18 protein-coding genes are annotated in these 21046 nt (G+C 45.6%); 12 read left to right on the forward strand and 6 right to left on the reverse strand.

Features of this window, described 5'->3' with window-relative positions; genetic code table 11:
• Window positions 1-181 precede the first annotated feature (181 nt).
• On the forward strand, window positions 182-1258 hold the full coding sequence (locus tag NLX73_RS18500) for a Gfo/Idh/MocA family protein (protein WP_254326949.1): 1077 nt from the start codon (window positions 182-184) through the stop codon (window positions 1256-1258).
• Window positions 1259-1422: 164 nt separating this feature from the next.
• On the opposite strand, the gene NLX73_RS18505 is transcribed toward NLX73_RS18500, so the two are convergent.
• Window positions 1423-1923: an NAD(+) diphosphatase gene (locus tag NLX73_RS18505; RefSeq protein WP_254326950.1), complete on the reverse strand. Its 501-nt coding sequence runs from the start codon at window positions 1921-1923 to the stop codon at window positions 1423-1425.
• A gap of 135 nt (window positions 1924-2058) precedes the next feature.
• Window positions 2059-3528 carry an MFS transporter gene (locus NLX73_RS18510; RefSeq protein WP_254327004.1) on the reverse strand — a complete coding sequence of 490 codons (1470 nt, stop codon included), beginning with the start codon at window positions 3526-3528 and terminating at the stop codon, window positions 2059-2061.
• 164 nt (window positions 3529-3692) lie between these two features.
• On the opposite strand from NLX73_RS18510, the gene NLX73_RS18515 reads away from it, so the two are divergent.
• Entirely contained in the window at window positions 3693-4115 is a 423-nt protein-coding gene (locus NLX73_RS18515; protein ID WP_069290990.1) for a MarR family winged helix-turn-helix transcriptional regulator, read from the forward strand.
• Between the two features lie 101 nt (window positions 4116-4216).
• Here the strand turns inward: NLX73_RS18515 and NLX73_RS18520 are convergent, their stop codons facing one another.
• Window positions 4217-4795 carry a TetR/AcrR family transcriptional regulator gene (locus NLX73_RS18520; protein WP_254326951.1) on the reverse strand — a complete coding sequence of 193 codons (579 nt, stop codon included), beginning with the start codon at window positions 4793-4795 and terminating at the stop codon, window positions 4217-4219.
• Between the two features lie 188 nt (window positions 4796-4983).
• Here NLX73_RS18520 and NLX73_RS18525 point away from each other — a divergent pair, with 188 nt between their 5' ends.
• Window positions 4984-6207, forward strand: a complete 1224-nt coding sequence (locus NLX73_RS18525) for an MFS transporter (RefSeq protein WP_250267334.1) — start codon at window positions 4984-4986, stop codon at window positions 6205-6207.
• A gap of 17 nt (window positions 6208-6224) precedes the next feature.
• Here the strand turns inward: NLX73_RS18525 and NLX73_RS18530 are convergent, their stop codons facing one another.
• Window positions 6225-6365, reverse strand: a complete 141-nt coding sequence (locus NLX73_RS18530) for a DUF3995 domain-containing protein (RefSeq protein ID WP_432421699.1) — start codon at window positions 6363-6365, stop codon at window positions 6225-6227.
• 504 nt (window positions 6366-6869) lie between these two features.
• Between NLX73_RS18530 and thrS the strand changes: the two genes are divergently transcribed.
• Window positions 6870-8783 carry a threonine--tRNA ligase gene (gene thrS, locus NLX73_RS18535; protein WP_013308583.1) on the forward strand — a complete coding sequence of 638 codons (1914 nt, stop codon included), beginning with the start codon at window positions 6870-6872 and terminating at the stop codon, window positions 8781-8783.
• A 157-nt stretch (window positions 8784-8940) separates the two neighbouring features.
• Here the strand turns inward: thrS and NLX73_RS18540 are convergent, their stop codons facing one another.
• Window positions 8941-9741 carry a GTP pyrophosphokinase gene (locus tag NLX73_RS18540; protein WP_254326952.1) on the reverse strand — a complete coding sequence of 267 codons (801 nt, stop codon included), beginning with the start codon at window positions 9739-9741 and terminating at the stop codon, window positions 8941-8943.
• Between the two features lie 277 nt (window positions 9742-10018).
• Between NLX73_RS18540 and NLX73_RS18545 the strand changes: the two genes are divergently transcribed.
• From NLX73_RS18545 to NLX73_RS18555, 3 genes are read left to right on the forward strand one after another with little or no spacing between them, the layout of a single operon-like run.
• The gene (locus tag NLX73_RS18545) at window positions 10019-10480 is read left to right on the forward strand and encodes an S-ribosylhomocysteine lyase (protein WP_254326953.1); all 462 of its coding nucleotides are present in this window, start codon (window positions 10019-10021) and stop codon (window positions 10478-10480) included.
• A 5-nt stretch (window positions 10481-10485) separates the two neighbouring features.
• Entirely contained in the window at window positions 10486-11256 is a 771-nt protein-coding gene (locus NLX73_RS18550) for an SDR family NAD(P)-dependent oxidoreductase (protein WP_254326954.1), read from the forward strand.
• A gap of 25 nt (window positions 11257-11281) precedes the next feature.
• Window positions 11282-12163, forward strand: coding sequence for a MetQ/NlpA family ABC transporter substrate-binding protein (locus NLX73_RS18555; protein ID WP_250259534.1), 882 nt, complete (start codon window positions 11282-11284; stop codon window positions 12161-12163).
• Window positions 12164-12327: 164 nt separating this feature from the next.
• Here NLX73_RS18555 and NLX73_RS18560 read toward each other — a convergent pair whose 3' ends face one another.
• Window positions 12328-13167 carry an AraC family ligand binding domain-containing protein gene (locus NLX73_RS18560; protein ID WP_254326955.1) on the reverse strand — a complete coding sequence of 280 codons (840 nt, stop codon included), beginning with the start codon at window positions 13165-13167 and terminating at the stop codon, window positions 12328-12330.
• Window positions 13168-13405: 238 nt separating this feature from the next.
• On the opposite strand from NLX73_RS18560, the gene NLX73_RS18565 reads away from it, so the two are divergent.
• The 5 genes from NLX73_RS18565 (at window position 13406) to NLX73_RS18585 (ending at window position 21034) form a co-directional block, all read left to right on the forward strand.
• Window positions 13406-15589 (forward strand): alpha-galactosidase, encoded by a 2184-nt coding sequence (locus NLX73_RS18565; protein ID WP_254326956.1) that lies wholly within the window; start codon window positions 13406-13408, stop codon window positions 15587-15589.
• 119 nt (window positions 15590-15708) lie between these two features.
• On the forward strand, window positions 15709-17490 hold the full coding sequence (locus NLX73_RS18570) for a cache domain-containing sensor histidine kinase (RefSeq protein ID WP_254326957.1): 1782 nt from the start codon (window positions 15709-15711) through the stop codon (window positions 17488-17490).
• Entirely contained in the window at window positions 17487-19037 is a 1551-nt protein-coding gene (locus NLX73_RS18575; RefSeq protein WP_061829980.1) for a response regulator transcription factor, read from the forward strand. The genes NLX73_RS18570 and NLX73_RS18575 overlap by 4 nt, the downstream gene beginning before the upstream one ends.
• 87 nt (window positions 19038-19124) lie before the next feature.
• On the forward strand, window positions 19125-20081 hold the full coding sequence (locus NLX73_RS18580; RefSeq protein WP_061829979.1) for an ABC transporter permease: 957 nt from the start codon (window positions 19125-19127) through the stop codon (window positions 20079-20081).
• 14 nt (window positions 20082-20095) lie between these two features.
• On the forward strand, window positions 20096-21034 hold the full coding sequence (locus NLX73_RS18585) for a carbohydrate ABC transporter permease (protein ID WP_165178879.1): 939 nt from the start codon (window positions 20096-20098) through the stop codon (window positions 21032-21034).
• Window positions 21035-21046 lie beyond the last annotated feature (12 nt).

Raw genomic sequence — 21046 nt, forward strand, 5'->3', positions numbered from 1 at the left:
AGCTGCAGATCCTTTTTTTATGGAACATTGCATTCACTGCCCGGCATCAGACTGTTGAATTGAAGGTTGCAACGATCACTTCCTGTGGGGACTATTCTATAAAGCAACGGGTGATACTGCATAGCAAAAGGAATTTGCTACAGAGTTCAAACCAAATAGAAGAGAAGGGAATTCTGAACATATGAGTACCTCCACCTCCCCAACCAAACAAATTCGGATGGGTATCATTGGACTGGGTCTTATCGCTGAATATCACATAAGATCACTGCACACCATCTCGGGGGTATCTATTGTGGCCGTTAGTGATGTGAATCCCAATCGCCTTCAAGCCATCGGAGAACAATTGCAACTGCCTGCTTCCAAGCGATACGCCCATTATGAAGCATTAATCCGTGACCCAGAGGTAGATGCGATTCTGTCGCTGACACCCAATGATGTGCATTTTGACATTATTCGTATTGCGCTGGAAGAACACAAAGCTGTACTGGCAGAAAAACCATTGACTCTCACATGGGAGGAAGCGGATCAGTTGAAAAAGCTATATACAGCGAATCCGGTGCCTTTGCTGGTTCACTATAAGCATCGCTATGGCGCGGCCTTCCAATATACCAAGCAACTGCTGGATGAGCAAAAGCTGGGCAAAATCTATAACATTCAATTTCGTTATCTAATGGATGCATTTGCGCCGTATCGTCAGCATCCGTATACATGGCGTCACAATTTGGCCAAGGCTGGTTCTGGAGTAGTGGGGGATACAGCCTCACATATCATTGATCTGGCCCGTTTTCTGGTGGGTGAATTTAAAAGTGTCGCAGCGCTGCTACATACCATTACACCCGAGCGGTTCGATCCGATCACGGGTCTGCCTGTAAAAGTGGATGTGGAAGATCTCGCTGCCTTTCATGGCATCGTAGGCGACAATACCGTGGGAACCTTTATCACTCATAAAAATGCCATCGGCATACGGCACGATATCGAAGTCGATATCTATGGGGAACTTGGTACGCTGCACGCCAGCCTCAATAACCCGGAAAGTATCCGCATTGTGCTGCGTGACCTGGAACACCCGGGTGCCGAATACGAGAGTTGGGCTGTCCCTGCAATCTATAATCATACGGCCTATGAAGATTTTGTTGAGCTGGCAAGGGGAAAGTCTGTGGATCGTGCTCCCTTATTCGAGGACGGCTACAAAAACCAGTGGGTACTTGAAAAAATACTGCAATCCTGGAAAGAGAATGGACGTTTAGTAGAAATGTAGGGATGTGAGGGGAGTCGCTGAAATTCCAGCAATGACAAAGAGTATAAACATGCTGTGACCCGCAAGAGGGTTCCTTGGAAAGAGCAGCCATCTTGCGGTTTAGCAATTCAATATCTGTAAAGACATCTTTTTCATCATTTTCGCATCGCCACGCTTATATCACTTCAAATCAATCCTGCCTCAATCTTTTCAATAATGGTCAGCAAGAAGGATTCAGCTAAGCTGTTTTTCAAAATAGCTTGCTTGGCTTCCTCCAGTGTAAACCAACATGCTTGATCTACCTCCGTACTAAGAACATCCAACTGATCGTCATTCACAATGGATACAAAATTCAGCATCAGTGTATTGCTTCGTTCAAAATACTCGCTGCGCATATATTGATACTCATCGACTTGTAATCCTACTTCTTCCTTAACTTCACGCACCAATGTCTGCTCGGCGGATTCACCCTTGTTCACATAACCTGCCAATAAAATGAAGCCTTGAATATTGTACTGCTGTATGAGCAGCACCTTATCTCTCCGACTATTCAATACAGCGGTACTGATCGCAGTGCTGAATATCGGGAAACGAAAGACCTGGCATGTATGACAAAAGGGGATAGGGCCTTCGCCTTCACACTCCTTCACCATCAATTTTGTTCCGCATTCATAGCAATATTTCATGTAAGCTCCACCCTTGTATCCCATTTTTAAAATTGTAAATGTTGCTTTTAATGCCGTGTTTGTACTGCAATACTCATCATCTTAATTCTACGATCATTGTTCTGTCTACGGACGCTTTATTTCTTCGCTTGGTCTTTATCCCTTTTCTTGCTGCGTTCTTGCCCGTCTAGCCCCGATCAGCCGCCAGCCTGTTAACAATGCCGCCACAAGACAGATGGACGCGGACGTCATAAAGACTACATGCATGCCTGCCAGAAAAATTTCTGGATGACCGGTGACCAAGCCGGTGACCCGATAACCAGCCTCTTTACTCATAATATAAAAGAGGATCGATGTGGCCAAAGTGATCCCCACAACCATACCGACGTTGCGAACCAGCGAATTGACACTCCCGGCTGAGCCGAGCTGTGTGCGGGGTACTGTAGACATAATCAGCGAGTTGTTCGGCGATTGGAATAAACCACTGCCAATGCCCAGCATGGCAATCCACAGACCCACGAGCGGGATAGAGCTGCCTGCGTGCAATTGGGCCAACCCAATTTGGGCAATAACCATAACGACCAGCCCGGCGAATGTAAGCAGTTCAGATCCGATTTTATCGGAAAGCGCACCGCTGAGAGGGGCCACAATAACCATCGAGATGGGGAGCAGCATCAGCAGGAACCCGGCATGAAAAGGCGACAAGTTCAGCATATTCTGCGCATAAAAGGGCGAAATGATGTTAAAGCAAAAGTTAGCGACGAACACCAGAAAAGCACACAAAATACTGAGCGAAAATAACGGATTTTTGAATAGCGCGAGCTGTAAGAGCGGCCCAGGACGACGAAGTTCCAACCTAATGAACATGGCAAAAGCAACTACAGCCACCACCAGCGAAGCAACGATACGTTTGTCGCCATACCCGACCTGCTGTCCCAGCAACAATCCGACGAACAAAGTGAGAATAAAAATAGCAAATACCAAGCTACCGGGAACGTCAATTTTATCTTTCACCTTGATCAAATCCTTCGGCAGAAGCTTCCAGCCAAGAAAGACAGCGACCAGCCCTACCGGTACATTGACCCAGAAAATGTACTGCCAGCCCAGCGACGAGACAATAATACCGCCCAAGCTTGGCCCGGCGATACTGCCCAGAGAAACGAAGGTTCCAATGAGGCCAAGTGCTTTGCCCCGTTCATTGGACGGGAAGATATCTGTCACGATCCCCTGGCTGTTCGCCATGGTCATAGACGCTCCAAATGCTTGAATAATACGGGAAATCAGCAGCATAGAAAGCGAAGAGCTAAGACCGCACATTAGGGAGCCAAGAATGAATACGATTGTGCCGATTTTGAATATTTTGATTTTACCGACAATATCTCCAAGCTTGCCAAAAAATAAGATAGCGGTACATATCGCCATTAAATAGGCGGTTGTCACCCATTCGATCTGTGCCACGGGTAAATGTAACGTGCGAGACAACACAGGAAGAGCGATATTGACGATGCTTCCATCCAATGTGGACATAAATGTAAACAGATTCAAAACAATTAAAATCAGCCAACGTTTCTTCTGGACTTCGATATTCTCTTGATAGGTTGTAGCCGTTGTAGCAGTTGAACTCATCATTACACCTCGTTATCGTTAACAATTTCTATTTAGTTGCACGCGCAACTAAATGAACGGTTCTAGTGTACAGCAAATTAGTTGCGTGCGCAACAATATTGTTGTAAACTTTGCTTTGGTCCCAACTGGGGATTTGTCATTTTCAAGCCAATGAGGTGTATTTGATGAGAAAAAAACCGATTGGAAAGCTAATTTCCCACTTGTACCGTCGAAATCAAAAAATACTTTCCAAAAAACTGGCCCCTTACGGAATCGGCAGTGGAGGACAACACAGCTTTTTAAAGCTCATTTTGCAGCGGCCGGGCATTACACAAGAGCAATTGACGAATGAACTTAAATTTGACAAGGCAACCACGGCACGCTCTGTGAAACAATTGGAGGAATCAGGCTACATTGAACGGAAAACGGACCCAAATGACCGCCGTTCCTATCTTGTATCTCCCACGGCCAAGGCGTTAGAGTTTGCTCCTGTCTTACAAGGAATATTGGACGAGCTCAATGTCAGCCTTGTCCATAAACTATCCGAAGAGGAAGAGGATCTTCTTATCGACTTACTGCAAAAGATTAGTATAGACCCTGACGAATAAACAACTAAACAAATAAGGAGTTAGCCAAAGGATCCTGGCAGGTAAAAGAAAAAGCAGTTCTCACAGAGGATACTCTGTGAGAACTGCTTGATGCCACTCATTCAGTCCAAGCCAATTCCTTTGAACGCATTCATGACTAATTGTCGCACATAGGAATCGTCTAATGGATAACCAGTTACCAGCAATCGATAAAAAACAGGCCCATAAATGAGATCGATACATAATTCAATATCGAGATTTTCCTTCAATTCTCCGCGCTCTATTCCGCGCTCAATAAGAAGCCTGGCCTCAAGTCGCCGAGGGTGGAAATATCGGGTCCGGTATGCCTCTGACAATCCTGAATCAAGTTGCCCTTCGCCTATTAACTCCGTAATGATTTTACCCTCTCGGCTTATTAAGAACCGCACTAAATTCGTGGCATGAATGAGAATGTCATCTAATACACAACCCGTGTCGGGCACGGGCAATCTTGCTATGGTGGCTGACAGGAAACCATCCATCACTACGGCAGCTTTGTTAGGCCACCATTTATAAATGGTGGCTTTGCTAACTTTCGCTCGCTCAGCAATTTTTTCTACCGTAACCGCTCCAAAGCCTTGTTCCAACAGTAGATCATAGGAAGCGTTAAGGATAGATTTTTGCGTTTCCATATTACGTGGACGTCCTCTTTTACTCTGCATTGGAATGCTCACCTTCTTAACAGATATAAGTAAATACGAAAAATAAACTATACGTTCAGTATATCAAATATCATGTAAAATAAAAAAGTTGATTTTGCCTATTTACAAAACGAAACGTTCAGTATATTATTTGATTATCTAATTAATGAACTATACGTTTAGTATTTAAATTAATGAGGAGGATTATTATGCAAAGAGAACAACAAGCCTTAAAAAGTAACCGTATCTCAAATTGGATGATGTTTTTGTTGGCAGCCGCATGCGGCCTTATTGTTGCCAACCTGTACTATGCTCAAACCCTTGTAGGACCTATTCACGTTGCTATGGGTCTTTCTTCTACAGCAGCGGGCTTCATTGTCACCTTAACTCAAATCGGTTATGTGGTAGGTTTGCTATTTATCGTACCGCTCAGCGACATTATTGAAAATCGACGGCTTATGGTCATATCGCTAATCATCACAGTCTGTGCATTGGTTGTTGCCGCTTTTGCCACCAATGCCCCGTTGTTCCTGACCGCATCCTTATTCATTGGAATTGGATCTGTGGTAGCCCAAATACTGGTGCCGTACGCCACCTATTTAGCATCCGAGGAGCAGCGCGGCCGCGTTGTTGGGAATGTCATGAGCGGACTCCTGCTAGGCATTATGTTCGCACGGCCAGTAGCAAGCTTTATTACCAGCATCTGGGGATGGCAAGCCGTATTTATTTTGTCAGCCATTGTCTTGACGCTGTTGACGATTCTGCTCTCGCGAGCTCTTCCAGAGCGCAAGCCTGTGCCTACGGTATCTTACAGTAAACTAATTTTCTCGCTAGGCACTCTTTTAAAACAAACGCCTGCACTGCGCCGCCGTGCCCTGTATCAAGCCTGCCTATTTGGTGCCTTCAGCCTATTTTGGACTGTTGTTCCTCTACGTTTGGCGGATGATTTCGGAATGTCTCAACAAGGGATTGCATTGTTTGCTTTAGTAGGCGTAGGCGGTGCAGTAGCTGCTCCGATTGCCGGGAGATTGGCTGATAAAGGCTGGAGCAAAGGTTTAACCGGGTTAGCTATGATCATTGCAGCCTTGTCTTTTTTGCTCATCTATCTTTTTCAAAGTCATTCGACGGTTGCGCTCGTACTTCTCTTTATTTCAGCGATTACACTGGATATGGCTGTATCGGGAAACCTTGTACTTGGACAGCGTGTGATTTACTCCTTGGGAAGTGAGGCGAGGGGGCGTCTGAACGGATTATTCATGTCTATTTTTTTCATAGGCGGAGCGATTGGATCATCATTAGGCGGTTGGTCGTATGCGTTAGGAGGTTGGAATTTTAGTTCTCTGATTGGAGTCGTCCTGCCTGTGCTGGCTTTGCTGTACTTTTTCACTGAGAAAGAAACGAGTGGAGACGTGCGAAAGAAACAAACCACCTGATAGAGGTCAGCTTTAAGCTATGCCGTACTCAAAAACATAATAATTAAAATGGCTGTTCCCAAGAGAAAACAAAGGGGCGAGTAGAGCACAGTGTCCCACTTTGCAAAAACAGTTCCTTTTTTTCTCTTGAAGAACCCTACCCATTTGAAATCTCCTATATAACAGTGTTTCTAGAGCTGTGTAAATATGGGCACATGAGCTTCCTTAGCCAGCTGATGCATAGGAGGCATGAACTTACATAAACGCCCACTTGAAATACCTGCGAATTTGATCTATAATGCTGTAGCATATAGTGATATTCAAGGCATTGACCAAAGACATGATTTCCTTGAAGGGCCGTTCAGAGAGAAAAGACGAGGCTGAGAGCTTTTCCGGCAACCGCATGTGAAGTTACCCCTTTGTAGCCGTGACGTTGAACATGTAGCTGTGCAATCTGGCAGTAACATCAGTAAGCGCCTACCGCTTTATCCCCGTTAACGGATACCAATGGAGGGTCACGCATGTCGTGCATGAGCATGTTCCGATGAACATAAATGTACGCACAGGAGCGGGCCGAACTAGGGTGGAACCACGAGCTGAACGCACTCGTCCCTTGAGGGAGAGAGGCGTTTTTTTGCGTTCAATTTTGATATAGAACACAATTTGAAATGGAGGCTTTAATCGTGAGTATTCAAGTGAAATTGCCAGATGGAGCCGTACGCGAGTACGAGCAGGGCGTAACAATTGCCGACGTGGCGGGTTCGATCAGCTCCGGGCTGAAAAAGAACGCCGTAGCAGGTAAAGTGAACGGGAAGGCTGTAGATCTGAACACCGTTTTGGATCAGAACGTTGACCTTGAAATCATTACGCTGGACGGTGCAGACGGTCTGGAAATTTATCGCCACAGTACAGCGCATTTGCTCGCTCAGGCGCTCAAACGCATTTACGGTGAGAAAAACGTGAAACTGGGTATCGGTCCGGTCATCGACAGCGGCTTCTACTATGACATTGATATCGAAAATCCATTGTCTGTTGACGACTTGGCCAAGATCGAGAAGGAAATGACGAAGATCGCACAGGAAAATCTGCCGATTACACGTCGTGTGGTCAGCCGTGAGGAAGCCACTCGTATTTTTGGAGAGTTGGAAGATCCACTGAAGCTGGAACTGATTCGTGATTTGCCGGAAGAAGCGGAAATTACAATCTATGATCAAGGCGAATTTTTTGACCTGTGTCGTGGCCCACATTTGCCATCAACTGGCCGCATCAAAGCTTTTAAACTGTTGAGTGTAGCGGGCGCATACTGGAGAGGCGATTCCAACAACAAGATGCTGCAACGTATCTACGGAACAGCATTCCCGAAAAAAGCACAACTGGATGAGCACCTGCATTTGCTGGAGGAAGCGAAAAAACGCGACCATCGCAAGCTGGGTAAAGAGCTGGAACTGTTCATGTTCTCCGAAGAAGCACCGGGCATGCCGTTCTACCTGCCTAAAGGTATGGTTGTCCGCACTGCATTGGAAGATTACTCCCGTGACATTCAACGTCTGCATGGCTATGAGGAAGTACGTACACCGCTGATGATGAACAACCGTCTGTGGGAACAATCGGGACACTATGAGCATTACAAGGAAAACATGTACTTCTCCGAAGTGGATGAAACTACATTTGCTCTGAAACCGATGAACTGCCCAGGACATATGCTTGTGTTTAAAAATGAGCTTCACTCTTACCGCGATCTGCCAATTCGTATAGCCGAATTTGGACAAGTGCATCGCCATGAGCTGTCCGGCGCGTTGAACGGTATGATGCGTGTTCGTACATTCTGTCAGGATGATGCGCATATTTTCGTCACACCAGGTCAGATTGAACAAGAAATTACAGACGTAATTAAGCTGATTAACGAAATGTATAGTGTGTTTGGCTTTGACTTCACAGTGGAATTGTCCACACGTCCAGATGACTTTATGGGCGAGCCAGCACTCTGGGATCAAGCGGAACAAGCTCTGCAAAACGTGCTGGATCACCTGGGCATCAACTACCGTATTAATGCGGGAGATGGAGCATTCTACGGTCCGAAAATTGACTTCCACATTCTCGATGCGCTCAAACGCAGCTGGCAGTGCGGAACGATCCAATTGGACTTCCAAATGCCTGAAAAATTCGACCTTACTTATGTGGGCGAGGACAACCAGAAGCACCGTCCAGTCGTTATTCACCGTGCCATCTACGGTTCGATTGACCGCTTCATGGGCATCCTGACTGAGCATTTTACAGGTGCATTCCCATTGTGGTTGGCTCCTGTTCATGCGAAGCTGTTGCCAGTATCCGAGAACTATATCGAGACTGCTAATGAGATACAGGATGCGTTGCTGAAAGCAGGTCTGCGCGTCGAAGTGGATACTCGCAATGAGAAGCTTGGTTATAAAATCCGCGAGGCGCAATTGGAGAAGGTTCCATATATGTTCGTTATCGGGGAAAATGAAAAAACAACCGGTACTGTAGCGGTTCGTAAACGTGGCGAAGGCGATCTGGGATCACTCAGCATTGCGGATATCGTTGAGAAAATCAGCACAGAGATTCGCGAGAAACAGTAATATTTGATCGGAAAATGTGTAAAAGAGCCATCAAAACCATGATGAACGTGGTTTTGATGGCTCTTTTTTGTACCCAATACATAAGAGTCCAGCGTAAGACTGAACCATAGTTGTTGCAGACTCAACTGAATTCTCAAATTATCTTGTACACAAATACTTAGCAGGTTTGTGGCCGTGAAGTGGCGTGATCTGCAGGGAGGGAGAGTGTCTTCAAGGACATCTCTTCGGATTGTTTGGCCGGGGATTCTTCCGCATCCTGTTCCTCGCTAAGCGATAAAATTTCGCCGCGCAACTTCAGCATTTTCTGATCCAGTTCGTAGGTTGCACGTGCAGCTTCGGTCAATCCATTAACGACATGTTCAGGCACTTTCTTATCGAACTTATAGTACAAAATATGCTCCATACTGGCCCAGAAATCCATAGCCAATGTGCGCAATTGAATTTCAACCTTGATCCAGCGTGTGCCCTCAAACAGGATCAGCGGAATTTCCACAATGACATGTAGGCTCTGGTAGCCGTTGGGCTTAGGATGGGCTATATAGTCCTTGACCTCCAGAATACGAATGTCTTCCCGTGTGTGAAGATGATCCATCAGACGATAAATATCTTTCACAAAAGCGCATACCACGCGCATTCCAGCGATATCATGAATTTCACGCAATATATTGTCCAAGGTCACTTCATGCCCTTTGCGCCGAACCTTTTCCACGATGCTGTGGGGCTCTTTGATCCGGGTTTTAATATGCTCAATCGGGCTAAAACCGTCTAACAGCTTCCATTCCGTCTGAATCAGCTTAATTTTATTCTTTAACTCCTCCAGAGCGAGCTGATAAAGGACGGGAATCTTTCTCCACTCCTCTAGTTGCTTGGCGTCGACACTGTTTTGATCCAGCTGTAGCTGAAATTCCTGCAGGGGTAATGGGACAGCATTCAGGTGCTTCCAATCCGGTTCATTCACAGAGCATTCTCCTAAATGAGGCTTATGATGTCCTCGATCTTTTTCGTAAAAATGCATTATCGTATACATTGTACACTATGTCAAAACCTACAGGCAAAGGAGAGACGGTCAAAGAAAAAAAGAAATACGACAAGAATTATAGTGGTAAAACCGAGTAATCCGATGTATAATTACAAAAATGCTGATTTGGAGCATTTAATTCTTTTGAAAAAATCACAAATGTAGAGTATCCATCATTAGATTAAAAATATAAATTACAGAAAAGAGGAAAAGAAAAATGGCAAAAGTAGAAAGTTTTCAATTAGATCACACGATTGTAAAGGCTCCTTATGTAAGAGCAGCGGGAGTAGAGCATGACGAAAAAGGAAGCATAGTACAAAAGTATGACTTGAGATTTTTGCAACCCAATGAAGATGCACTTCCTACAGCTGCTGTACATACGTTGGAGCACTTATTAGCGACGTATCTGAGAGATGAAATCAAAGGAATTATTGATATCTCTCCTATGGGATGTAGAACGGGGTTCTACTTGATTTTGTGGAATGAACACGAGCCTGAGGAAATTGCACTCGCTTTGGAAAAAACCTTGAAAAGAATTCTGGAAACGACAGAGGTTCCGGCTGTTACTGCTTTGGAATGCGGGAACTACAAGGACCACTCTCTTTTTTCCGCGCAGGAATTTGTGAAGATTGTATTGGAAGCTGGTATTAGCCGCGATCCTTTCGAAAGAGTACTTTAAAATCTATGATTTCGATTGACCTATCTCATCAGACAGCGGTAGTGACAGGCGGCAAGTCAGGCATAGGCAAGGGAATTGTAGAGCTTTTCATTCAAAGCGGAGCTAAAGTGATTTCTGCTGATATTTCTTATGAAGAGCCGTATAGAGTGGTCAATCCACAGTTGGTTGAAACGCAATTGGACATATCGAAACCGGGTGATATCGAAAGATGGTGCGATCTACTAATTAGCGAAACGGGAGCTCCTGATATATTGGTGAACTGCGCGGGTACTTCTACGATGGATTATGTCATTGATAGTGAGTTAGCTGATTGGGAGAAAGTATTTTCGATCAATTCAACTGGGCTGTATGTAGCGTCCAAACGGTTTGCCAAGGAAATGGTGGATGCGCGCAAACCAGGACGAATTATCCAAATTGCTTCGCAGGCTGGAAAAAATGGATATCGGGCCATGGGCGGATATTGTGCATCCAAACATGCGGTTCTCGGCTTGACCAAGGTGATGGCCATTGAGCTTGCTCCGCATCAAATTTTGGTGAATGCGGTTTGTCCAGGTATCGTAGAAACGCCGATGAAACATCGTGAACGGATTGAAGGGGGCGTCATTCGCGGAATGACCGCTCAAGAAATATACGAAGAAGATTGTTCACAGGTACCTTTGGGGAGAACGGCCGAGGTGGAGGATGTCGCCAATGTGGTGCTGTTTCTGGCCAGTCCGCTCTCAGCATATATGACAGGACAAGCGATTAATGTTACAGGTGGAATGACGATGCACTAGCATACATGATCTGGGGGAAAACAACATGAAGAAATCGTTCGTTTTACTATTAGGGATTAGTTTATTATTGGTTGCCGCAGGATGCGGTAATAAAAGTTCAGACAGCAATGGCTCTAGCGCCGCTTCCGGTTCGGAAACGCAAAAAGTAGTCATCGGCTCCATGGGCTCTGACGCCCAGATCTGGAAGCATATTGCCCAGTCCCAGGCCGCCAAGGATGCCAAGTTGGACATTGAAGTGAAAGAAATTAACGGCGGAATCGAAACGAACAATGCGACCAAAGAAGGCGAAGTAGACGTGAATGCATTCCAATCGTGGGCGTACCTGGTTAGCTATAACAAAGAGAGCAAAGCTGATTTGAAGGCTATAGCCACAACCTACCTGGAGCCCATGGGGATTTATTCGCAAAAATTCAAAAGCATCGATGAAGTGACCGACGGGGCTCTGGTAGCTTTGGCAGATAACCCAGCCAATACGGCAAGAGGTTTAAAGTTATTGGAAGCATCCGGTTTGATTAAGCTTAAGGCTGACTTTAATGATGCCTTGGGTACAGTCAATGATATTACTAGCAATCCTAAAAACCTGAAATTTGAACTAATTGATGATAAAACAGGACCACGAGTGATTCAAGATGTAGGCTTGGTGCTGATTGGGAATACGATTGCTTTAGAAGGGGGTCTGAATGTACTGAAAGATTCCTTGTTCCATGAGGAGATCAGTCAGGCAACCAAAAATAATATTAACGTCCTGGTTACTTCATCTGATAAGGCGAATGACAAAGGGCTGCAAAAGTTAGCGGATCTCTATCATAACGAGGATACTCAAAAATACATTAAAGATGAATTTGGCGGCACCAAAGTAGAGGTTAAAGAGCCGGTTTCTTATTTGGAAGGACAAACTGCAAAATAAACTTATGAGGTCAGCCAGTTGCTCTGGTTGACCTCTTTTGTTCGTAAGAGGCCTCGTATCGGTAGCCGGGTAGAAGTCATCTCTGCTCTTAGAGTCCACGCCGAATATGTGACGAACGTTGAGTTGATGTCTCCCATCTTCCACATGAGTCAGCGATTGTATTTTTAGTAATCGGCTTGAGTTTGAGTATGGGTTTCGATTCGATAATGTTTGGGGGAGAGTCCCTTTACCTTTTTAAAAATTTTCGAGAAGAGTAAAGGGTCGTTATAGCCGACTGAACGGGAAATATCACCGATCGAAAGTTCAGCGTTTCCCATCATTTCACATGCTCTGTTGATCCTATAGCGAACCAAATAATCCTGAATACTTGTGTTCACTTGTTGTTTGAATAACGAACATAAATAGCTTCGATTGAGTCCGATAAAATTTGCAATGTGCTCAATGGTAATTTTCTGAGCATAATTCATTTCGATAAAATCCTTCACTTTTTCCACGTAAATTTCCGACCGGCTTTCCTTTTGTTCGGGAGGTGTTACCGGACCGAATTCTATAAGCTCCGATATCATTAAGCAAAGCAGACCGGTCAGTCTGGTTTCCCGAGCTTTATGGCATTCACTTGATTCGTTCATTCGCTGCAAATACTGATGAATCAAATGGTCTCCTTCAAAGTTGAGGATTGGACGCGTCATCGTTAGACCTGCTTGCTTGAGGAGTGTTTCTGCCAGTGCCCCGTCAAATCCAAACCAGCAATAAGACCAAGGATTCACTACATCGGCTTGATAATAAGTAATGACCTGGGGGCAGATTAGAAACCACTGTCCTTTCCGCAAGCGATAACTGAACCCACCGACCTCGAAGGTACCTTCTCCGTCCAAAATATAATGAAGCAGATAGTGATCTCTTATCGCAGGTCCAAAAAAGTGACTCGGTATGCATTCCTCTATGCCAAACTGAGTTAGATACAATTCAGAATGCTGTTTACTACGCGGCAAATATTCTATCACGCTAAATCTCCTTATGTAAATTATCAAGTATTATAACATAAATAGTGAGCACCATGCCATGTACTTCATATCTAAAATTAATATATGATTTCTGTAGAACCTACTGCTATATTGTTGAATCTTATCAAGCTTTACACCATATGAACATAGTTGATGGCTGTTACAAAATGCTTCTTCTGAGTGTCTTTTTGGTGTGGAACTCCGATGATTATTATCTAAGAGAGGGGTTATTTTCCCAATGGGTATCATTGTTCAAGAGCAAACAGGGCTGTTTCATTTGCAGTCGTCGGGCATGAGTTATATTATTCAGATTGTGGATGGATTTCCTGTCCATGTATACTGGGGAGACAGGTTGAAGCACCGCGAACCCATGGCTGACCTATTGCTTCACACTCCCGCGAAGGCTGGATTGGATCGGTTGCCGCAAGAATATCCGCAGTATGGGAGCGGGGACTTCCGTAACCCGGCGTATCAAGTAGAGCTTGAGGATGGAACTCGTATCACGGAGTTAAAGTATATTGGCTACCGGATCACTAAGGGAAAGCCATCATTAACCGGGCTTCCGGCCGTATATACCGAAAATGAAGACGAAGCGGATACGCTGGAACTGGAGTTACAAGATGACTTTTCAGGCCTTAAAGTTGTTCTTCTTTATACCGTCTTCGCAGATCGAAACGTAATCGCTCGTTCGGCTCGTTTGAGTAATGCGGGAGCCAAGAATCTTCGGCTTCTCCGTGCTCTAAGTGCCAGTGTCGATTTTTCAGGTAAAAGCGATCTAGAGTTCATGTATCTTTCGGGAGCATGGGCTCGGGAGGGGAATATTACCCGCAAACCGATTCTTCAAGGTGAAACCCGAATTGATAGTAAAAGGGGCATGAGCAGCCATCAACTCAACCCTTTTGCTGCATTGGTCACTGGGGGAACAACGGAAAGCTATGGTGAGGTATTCGGCTTTAGCCTCGTGTACAGCGGGGGCTTTGAGGCGGGAGCAGAAATAGATTCATTCGGCTCTACACGGTTTAGCATCGGCGTGAACTCCTTTGATTTTTCGTGGTTACTGAGCCCAGGTGAGAGCTTCCAAACGCCAGAAGCCGTTATGGTTTACTCTGGTCAAGGGCTGGGAGAAATGTCGCGTACATATCATCGCTTGTATCGGACTCGTCTTTGCCGAGGGAAATATCGGGATGAAGAACGCCCTATTCTGGTCAATAACTGGGAAGCTACCTATTTTGACTTCAATGCAGATAAGCTGGTATCGATAGCGAAGGAGGGGGCAGAGCTAGGCATCGAACTTTTTGTCTTAGATGACGGTTGGTTCGGAAAACGGGATTCTGACAATTCGTCTCTCGGCGATTGGTACGAGGATCGTCGGAAGCTGCCAGACGGACTTGCCGATGTCGCGAAACGCATCAATCAATTGGGGCTTAAATTCGGACTCTGGTTTGAGCCGGAGATGATCTCTCCAGACAGCGAGTTGTACCGGGAGCATCCAGATTGGTGCCTTCACGTTCCAGGACGGCGACGCAGTGAAGCCAGATGGCAGTTGGTGCTGGACTATACTCGCAAGGAAGTACGCGATTACATCTACGATTCGCTGGCTGCCATTTTCTCCAGCGCCCCAGTTTCTTACGTGAAATGGGATATGAATCGCTGCCTGACGGAAATCGGTTCCGCAGCTCTGCCGCCAGAGCGCCAATCTGAGACTGCCCATCGCTATGTTCTTGGATTGTATGAGCTGCTGGAGCGCGTCACCACCGAATTTCCGCATATTCTTTTCGAGAGCTGTTCAAGTGGCGGAGGACGTTTTGACCCAGGCATGCTTTACTACATGCCTCAAGTATGGACTAGTGATAATACCGATGCGGTGGAACGTCTGAAGATTCAATATGGAACTAGCCTTGTCTATCCTGTAAGCGCCATCGGAGCGCATGTGTCGGCAGTTCCGAACCATCAAGTTGGACGCATAACACCCCTTGATTTTCGAGGTGATGTGGCCATGTCCGGAAATTTTGGATATGAGCTTGATCTCACGAAATTCACCGATGAGGAAAAAGAGACGGTCAAACGCCAAATCGCAGTATACAAGCAGATACGTGGCTTAGTACAAAAAGGTGACTTGTATCGCTTAAACAACCCGTTTGAAGATAACGAATCGGCTTGGATGTTTGTTTCTGAAGACCAAGAGGATGCCATCGTCTACTATTTCCAAGTGATGGCTGTCCCGAACGCGCCTTGGCGAGCCCTGCGCCTTGACGGACTAAATCCAGAGCTCGAATATGAAGTTAAGTCAGGAAATAGCGGGCAAAAGTCTATCCATGGGGGGGATCGGCTTATGAAGTTGGGCCTCCCTCTTCTCTACAGACAGAAAGACTATGAAAGTGGATGGTTCAGGCTTCGGGCAATAAAGCCTGGTAAGGCTTAAGGATCAGTACAACAGTATAATTGCCGAAAGAGAGAAAACAATCGATGGAGTTATGCCCCTTTTTATATGAAAAGGGGCATTTTGCGCGCATCAGCGTACTGATTGGGGAGGGGCAAACCATGTTTTTTATACGAATGATGAATGACATGAAACTGAGAAAGAAGATGACGCTTACATTCATTTCGGTAGCTGTTCTTCCCTTGCTGTTGTGTGGCCTGTTTCTGACGGGGAAGCTTCGAGAGGCCGTTATTAAAGACGCCTTTATGCAAGTGTCCAACAATGTCGAGCGGGTCCGAAATCGTACAGAAGAATTGATCAAAGTGCCGCTGGACATCTCGTACCGGCTGACCAATGACAATCGGATGAAAATGGTAGCCAGCCAGAAGTATGACAGCTATATCGAAGTCATTCAGGCATACCGGGAGTATACAGGTATTCGTGACTACCTCCAGTTGTACAAAGAGATATCCGGCATCCGTGTCTATGTCTCTAATCCTGGAGCACTTAATAATTGGGAATTTATCCAACCGGATGATAGGATCACAACCGCAGATTGGTACAAGGAGGCCATCGCGCAGAAAGGATTGGCCGGCTGGAATTTAATCAAGGATGAGAGGGACGATGCCGATTATCTCAGCCTGATTCGATCATTTTCAGTGGATTCACCAGGACGAAAAGGGGTTCTGGTCATAAATGTTAACCAGCGCCAATTAAATTCAATCCTGAATCAGGAATCGTTCCCTACCTTGATCGTGGATAACCGGAATCAGATTGTCGCGTCCAATGAAGCAGAGTTGTTCGGGAAGAATCTTTCTGAAATTCATGCCGACGAAAATATACTTTTCCATCAGGAAGGAAGTTACAACATGCTCATCGATGGAAAAGCGTCGAAGGTGGTTATAGCTAATCTAGCTCCACAGAATAGCTGGAATGGACTTCGCATTATTTCCATTTTTTCCGTTTCTGAGATTACCCGAGATGCTAATCAAGTGATATGGCTCGGCGGAATCGCGATCACAGCCAGCCTGATATTTGCAGCCTTGCTTATCTATGCTTCTGCTTCGCTATTATCCAGAAGGCTTCTTCGCTTGAGCAAGCATATGACCCAAGTAGGGGCAGGCTCATGGGAAACCTATCTCCATATTGATGGGAAAGATGAAGTGGGTCTATTATCGAGGGAATTTAACGCGCTCGTCAGCAGCGTAAACCATTTGGTCCAGGAGGTCCAAGAGACGAATCGCCAGAAAAGACTCGTGGAGCAAAGACAAAACGAGATCAAGTTCAAAATGCTGGCAAGCCAGATCAATCCGCATTTTCTCTTCAATTCTTTGGAGTCTATCAGAATGGAGGCCCACATTCGCCAACAGGACGATATCGCTAAAGCAGTCTGGCAGTTGAGCGCGTTGTTGCGCAGCAGTCTGGAGGCTGGTAACGACAAGATTCCACTGCGTAAAGAGCTTGAACAAGTGTGCTGTTATCTCGATCTTCAAAAGTTTCGGTATGAAGACCGTTTGGAGTATCGCTTAACCGTTGATCCAAATTTGGAGGAAATGTTGGTTCCACCTCTGATTATCCAACCATTGGTGGAAAATTCTATTGTACACGGTCTGGATAATCAAGCAGAAGGAGCTGTCATTGAAGTGAAAGTTAAGGAAATCCCGGAGGGGGTTCGAGTTATGGTATGTGACAACGGCGCTGGTTTCACGGCCGATCGTCTCGCCCTAGTACAAGCAGAGCTTGCTGCATCCGTACATGAACAGGAGGTCCAGCGAATTGGACTACGAAACGTAAATGATCGTCTCGTCTTACTGTATGGGACCTCTAGTGCTTTACATATTGAGAGCGAGCCTGGGAAAGGCACTTGTATTCAGTTTTTTATACCTGGGGGTGAATCCAAATGATTAAGGTAGTCATCGTTGACGATGAGCCGAAGCTTCGTCAAGGGCTTCAAACGCTGATCCCATGGGAAAGCCTCGGATTTATCGTTACAGCTACGGCAGCCAATGGAAAGGAAGCACTGGGAGTCATCGAGGAAAAAGCTCCTGATGTTGTAATCGTCGATATCCGCATGCCGGTTATGGATGGTTTACAGTTGATTGAGCGCTTGACAACCGACGGTCATCATTTGCACTTTATGATCCTCAGTGGATATGCCGACTTTGAGTATGCCAAACAAGCGATCAAATACGGGGTGTTCGGCTATCTCGTTAAACCGGTCGACATTGATGAAATGTCGTCCAGTTTAAAACGGATACGCGAGCGGATCGAAGAGGAGCGTCTTCAAGGGGAGTGGCGTAAGAGAGAGGTTATAAATCGAGATTTATACCTGCATAGCTTGCTTGTCTCTCAAGAGAGAACTGAAGATCCGGCCAAGTTGAGAAGTAAGGCAAAAGAAGCAGATTTGTTGTGGAGCAACTACGAAGTCGTGGTCGTCTACCCGCGTGTTTCTGAAGTGGACCGTTCTGATGTCGCATACCAGCTTTCGAATGGATTGAAGGCAAAGATAGAGGGGCAGATGATGGGACTTGTCACAGTAATCCCCCCGTATACAGTCCTGTTGCTCAACGCGCCGCTGCGCGGAAGAGAACGGCGTGAAATTCTGCACAATGAGATTCGTAATGTTGCGGATAATGTCCGGTTCGCCGCTGCAACCGGAGGGGTAGTATCTGCTCCTGAAGATATTTGTAAATCTTTTTTAAAGGCCCAGGAAGCGGTAAAACAATCCTTTTTCAGCGAGAAGAACCGACTGCTAGGTCCGTATCCTTTCTTTTCTTCTTCGCTGGATTCTCCCCGATTGTCTGCTGATAAAGCTGAGGAAACGATGGAGGAATTCATCTTCCGCCTGTATTACAGTCTGGAGGTAGGAAACCAAACCGCAATACTGCCATTATTGAACGAGGCGGCTGCATTTTTACTCAAACAGGGGCAAGATGAGAAGTCGATCAAAGAGTCCTTCTTTTTTCTGTCCAATGCAATCATTCATAAGCTGACCGCGGGTTTCTGTATCGAGTTGAAAGAGACGGAGGAAGTTTCCCGTTTTTTAAATGGGATATACCAGCATGATCATCTATATGATCTTTTGGAAGAGACCCACCGTTTCCTGCTAACATTGGCGCAAGACTCTGAACACCGTGGAAAGGAGCTGGAATTCAAAAAAATGATCGACTTCATTCACAAGCATTATGCAGACAACCTGAGGCTGGAAGCGTTAGCCGGACTACTAAACTATAGTACCGCCTATTTGGGTCAGCTTTTCAAGAACAAGACGGGGGAGTACTTTAATACCTATCTGGACCGAGTCCGTATTCAAAAGGCCAAGGAGCTGCTGGGTCAGGGAATGAAAGTATACGAAGTCGCCGAAAGCGTCGGCTATACAAGCGTCAACTACTTTTACAGCAAATTCAAAAGATACGAAGGCCGTTCACCGTCGGAATATAGAAATCCATAATTTGTGGATGATTTTTTCCGAAATCCGTTGTATGGGTTCTGACTCTCCTCTGTTTTATGATTGGTTTTAAGAGAGGGGATGAAAAAAATGAAAGCGGTAACAGCAAATTCGGAAAACGTATACAAAAAAACGAAGCGGAATGCTTGGAAGGTATTTAAAAGCCAGAGGTATCTTTATTATATGTCCATTCCGTTTGTTATCTGGGTCTTTATCTTTCAGTATTTGCCGCTATGGGGCTGGACAATGGCATTTCAGAAATACAGACCTGGTTTGAGTTTTTTTGAACAGAAGTGGGTGGGCTTGGAGCATTTTCGTACATTGTTCCAAGATGATCATTTCTACCAAGTATTGCGGAACACGCTGGCTATGAGCCTTATGGGACTGGTCGCTGGCTTTATTGTACCCGTTGTCTTTGCTCTATTGCTCAACGAGGTCCGCATACAAGTGGTAAAACGATTTGTTCAGACCGTATCTTATCTGCCGCACTTTGTTTCATGGGTGGTTGCTGCAGGCATTGTCACCAAAATGCTTTCAGCGGATGGCGGTGTCGTAAACGATATGCTCATGGGTCTAGGCATCATCGATCAGCCAGTCCAGTTTATGGCCCAAGGTAAATTATTTTGGTGGGTTGTAACTTTCGGAGACATCTGGAAGGAAACGGGGTGGAACGCCATTATTTATCTGGCTGCCATCGCCGGTATTGGTCCTGAATTATACGAGGCTGCGCGGGTGGACGGCGCTAGCCGATTACAGCAAATGTGGCATATCACGCTGCCGGGGATCCGGCCGACTATTATCATTCTCCTGATTATGTCTATTGGTCATCTGCTCGGTACAGGATTCGAGAAACAATTTCTGCTGGGCAATCACCTGGTCATTGATTACTCTGAAGTACTTGATTTGTATGCGCTTAATTATGGTCTGGCGATGGGACGTTACTCTTTCGGAACGGCCATTAATATTTTTAATTCGGTGATAAGCCTGATCCTATTGTTTGCGGCTAATGGAATCTTTAAGCGCTATACCAACGAGAGCATTATGTAAGGAGGAGAATGGACATGGAGGCTGTCAAAAGCACTACGCCGGTCGGCGGATTAAACAACAAGCTTCAGGCGAAATCACCACAAGACCGAATCCTGGGGATAGTTGTTTATGTTTTCATGATTGTGGTCACCGTTCTGACGATCTACCCGTTCTTAAATGTGCTAGCTATCTCTTTTAACGATTCGGTAGACACCATTAGAGGTGGGATCACCATCTGGCCAAGGCAATTTACGTTGAAGAATTACGACTTGATTTTCACCTATGAGGGGTTAATCACTGGATTCAAGATCTCCTTTCTGCGAACCGTCATTGGCACCGTAGCGGGCTTGGTCAGCGGCTCGATGCTTGCCTATACGCTTGCACGAAGTGATTTTCAAGCTAGAAGGTTCATCTCCATCTTTCTGGCCGTCACCATGTATGTTTCTGGAGGGTTGATTCCAGGTTTTATCCTGATGAAGGAATTGCATTTAATTGATACATTTGCCGTCTATATTTTGCCAGGTCTTGTAAGTGCGTTTAATGTCTTCATTATTCGTTCCTTCATTGATGGTCTGCCTTATGCGTTACAGGAATCAGCCAAGCTGGATGGTGCCAACGATTTCACGATCTACTGGCGCGTTATTCTTCCTCTTTGCAAACCGGCATTAGCGACCGTAGCGCTCTTCTTGGCAGTTGGGCAATGGAACTCTTGGTTCGATACTTACCTGTTTAATGGGTCCAACGAATCGTTGACGACCCTGCAATATGAATTGATGAAAATTCTGCAAAGTACGACAACAAGCGCAACCAATTCCCAGGACGCTGCCAATATGGCCGAGCGTATGGCACAGGTTTCACCGGAATCCGTCAAAATGGCAATCACCATCATTGTTACAGTGCCGATTCTTATCGTCTATCCTTTTTTACAAAAATATTTTGTTAAGGGTATGACGCTCGGAGCGGTAAAGAGCTAAACGAAGCAAACA

Source organism: Paenibacillus sp. CH40 (assembly GCF_024213605.1).
Classification (GTDB): Bacteria; Bacillota; Bacilli; order Paenibacillales; family Paenibacillaceae; genus Paenibacillus; species Paenibacillus polymyxa_B.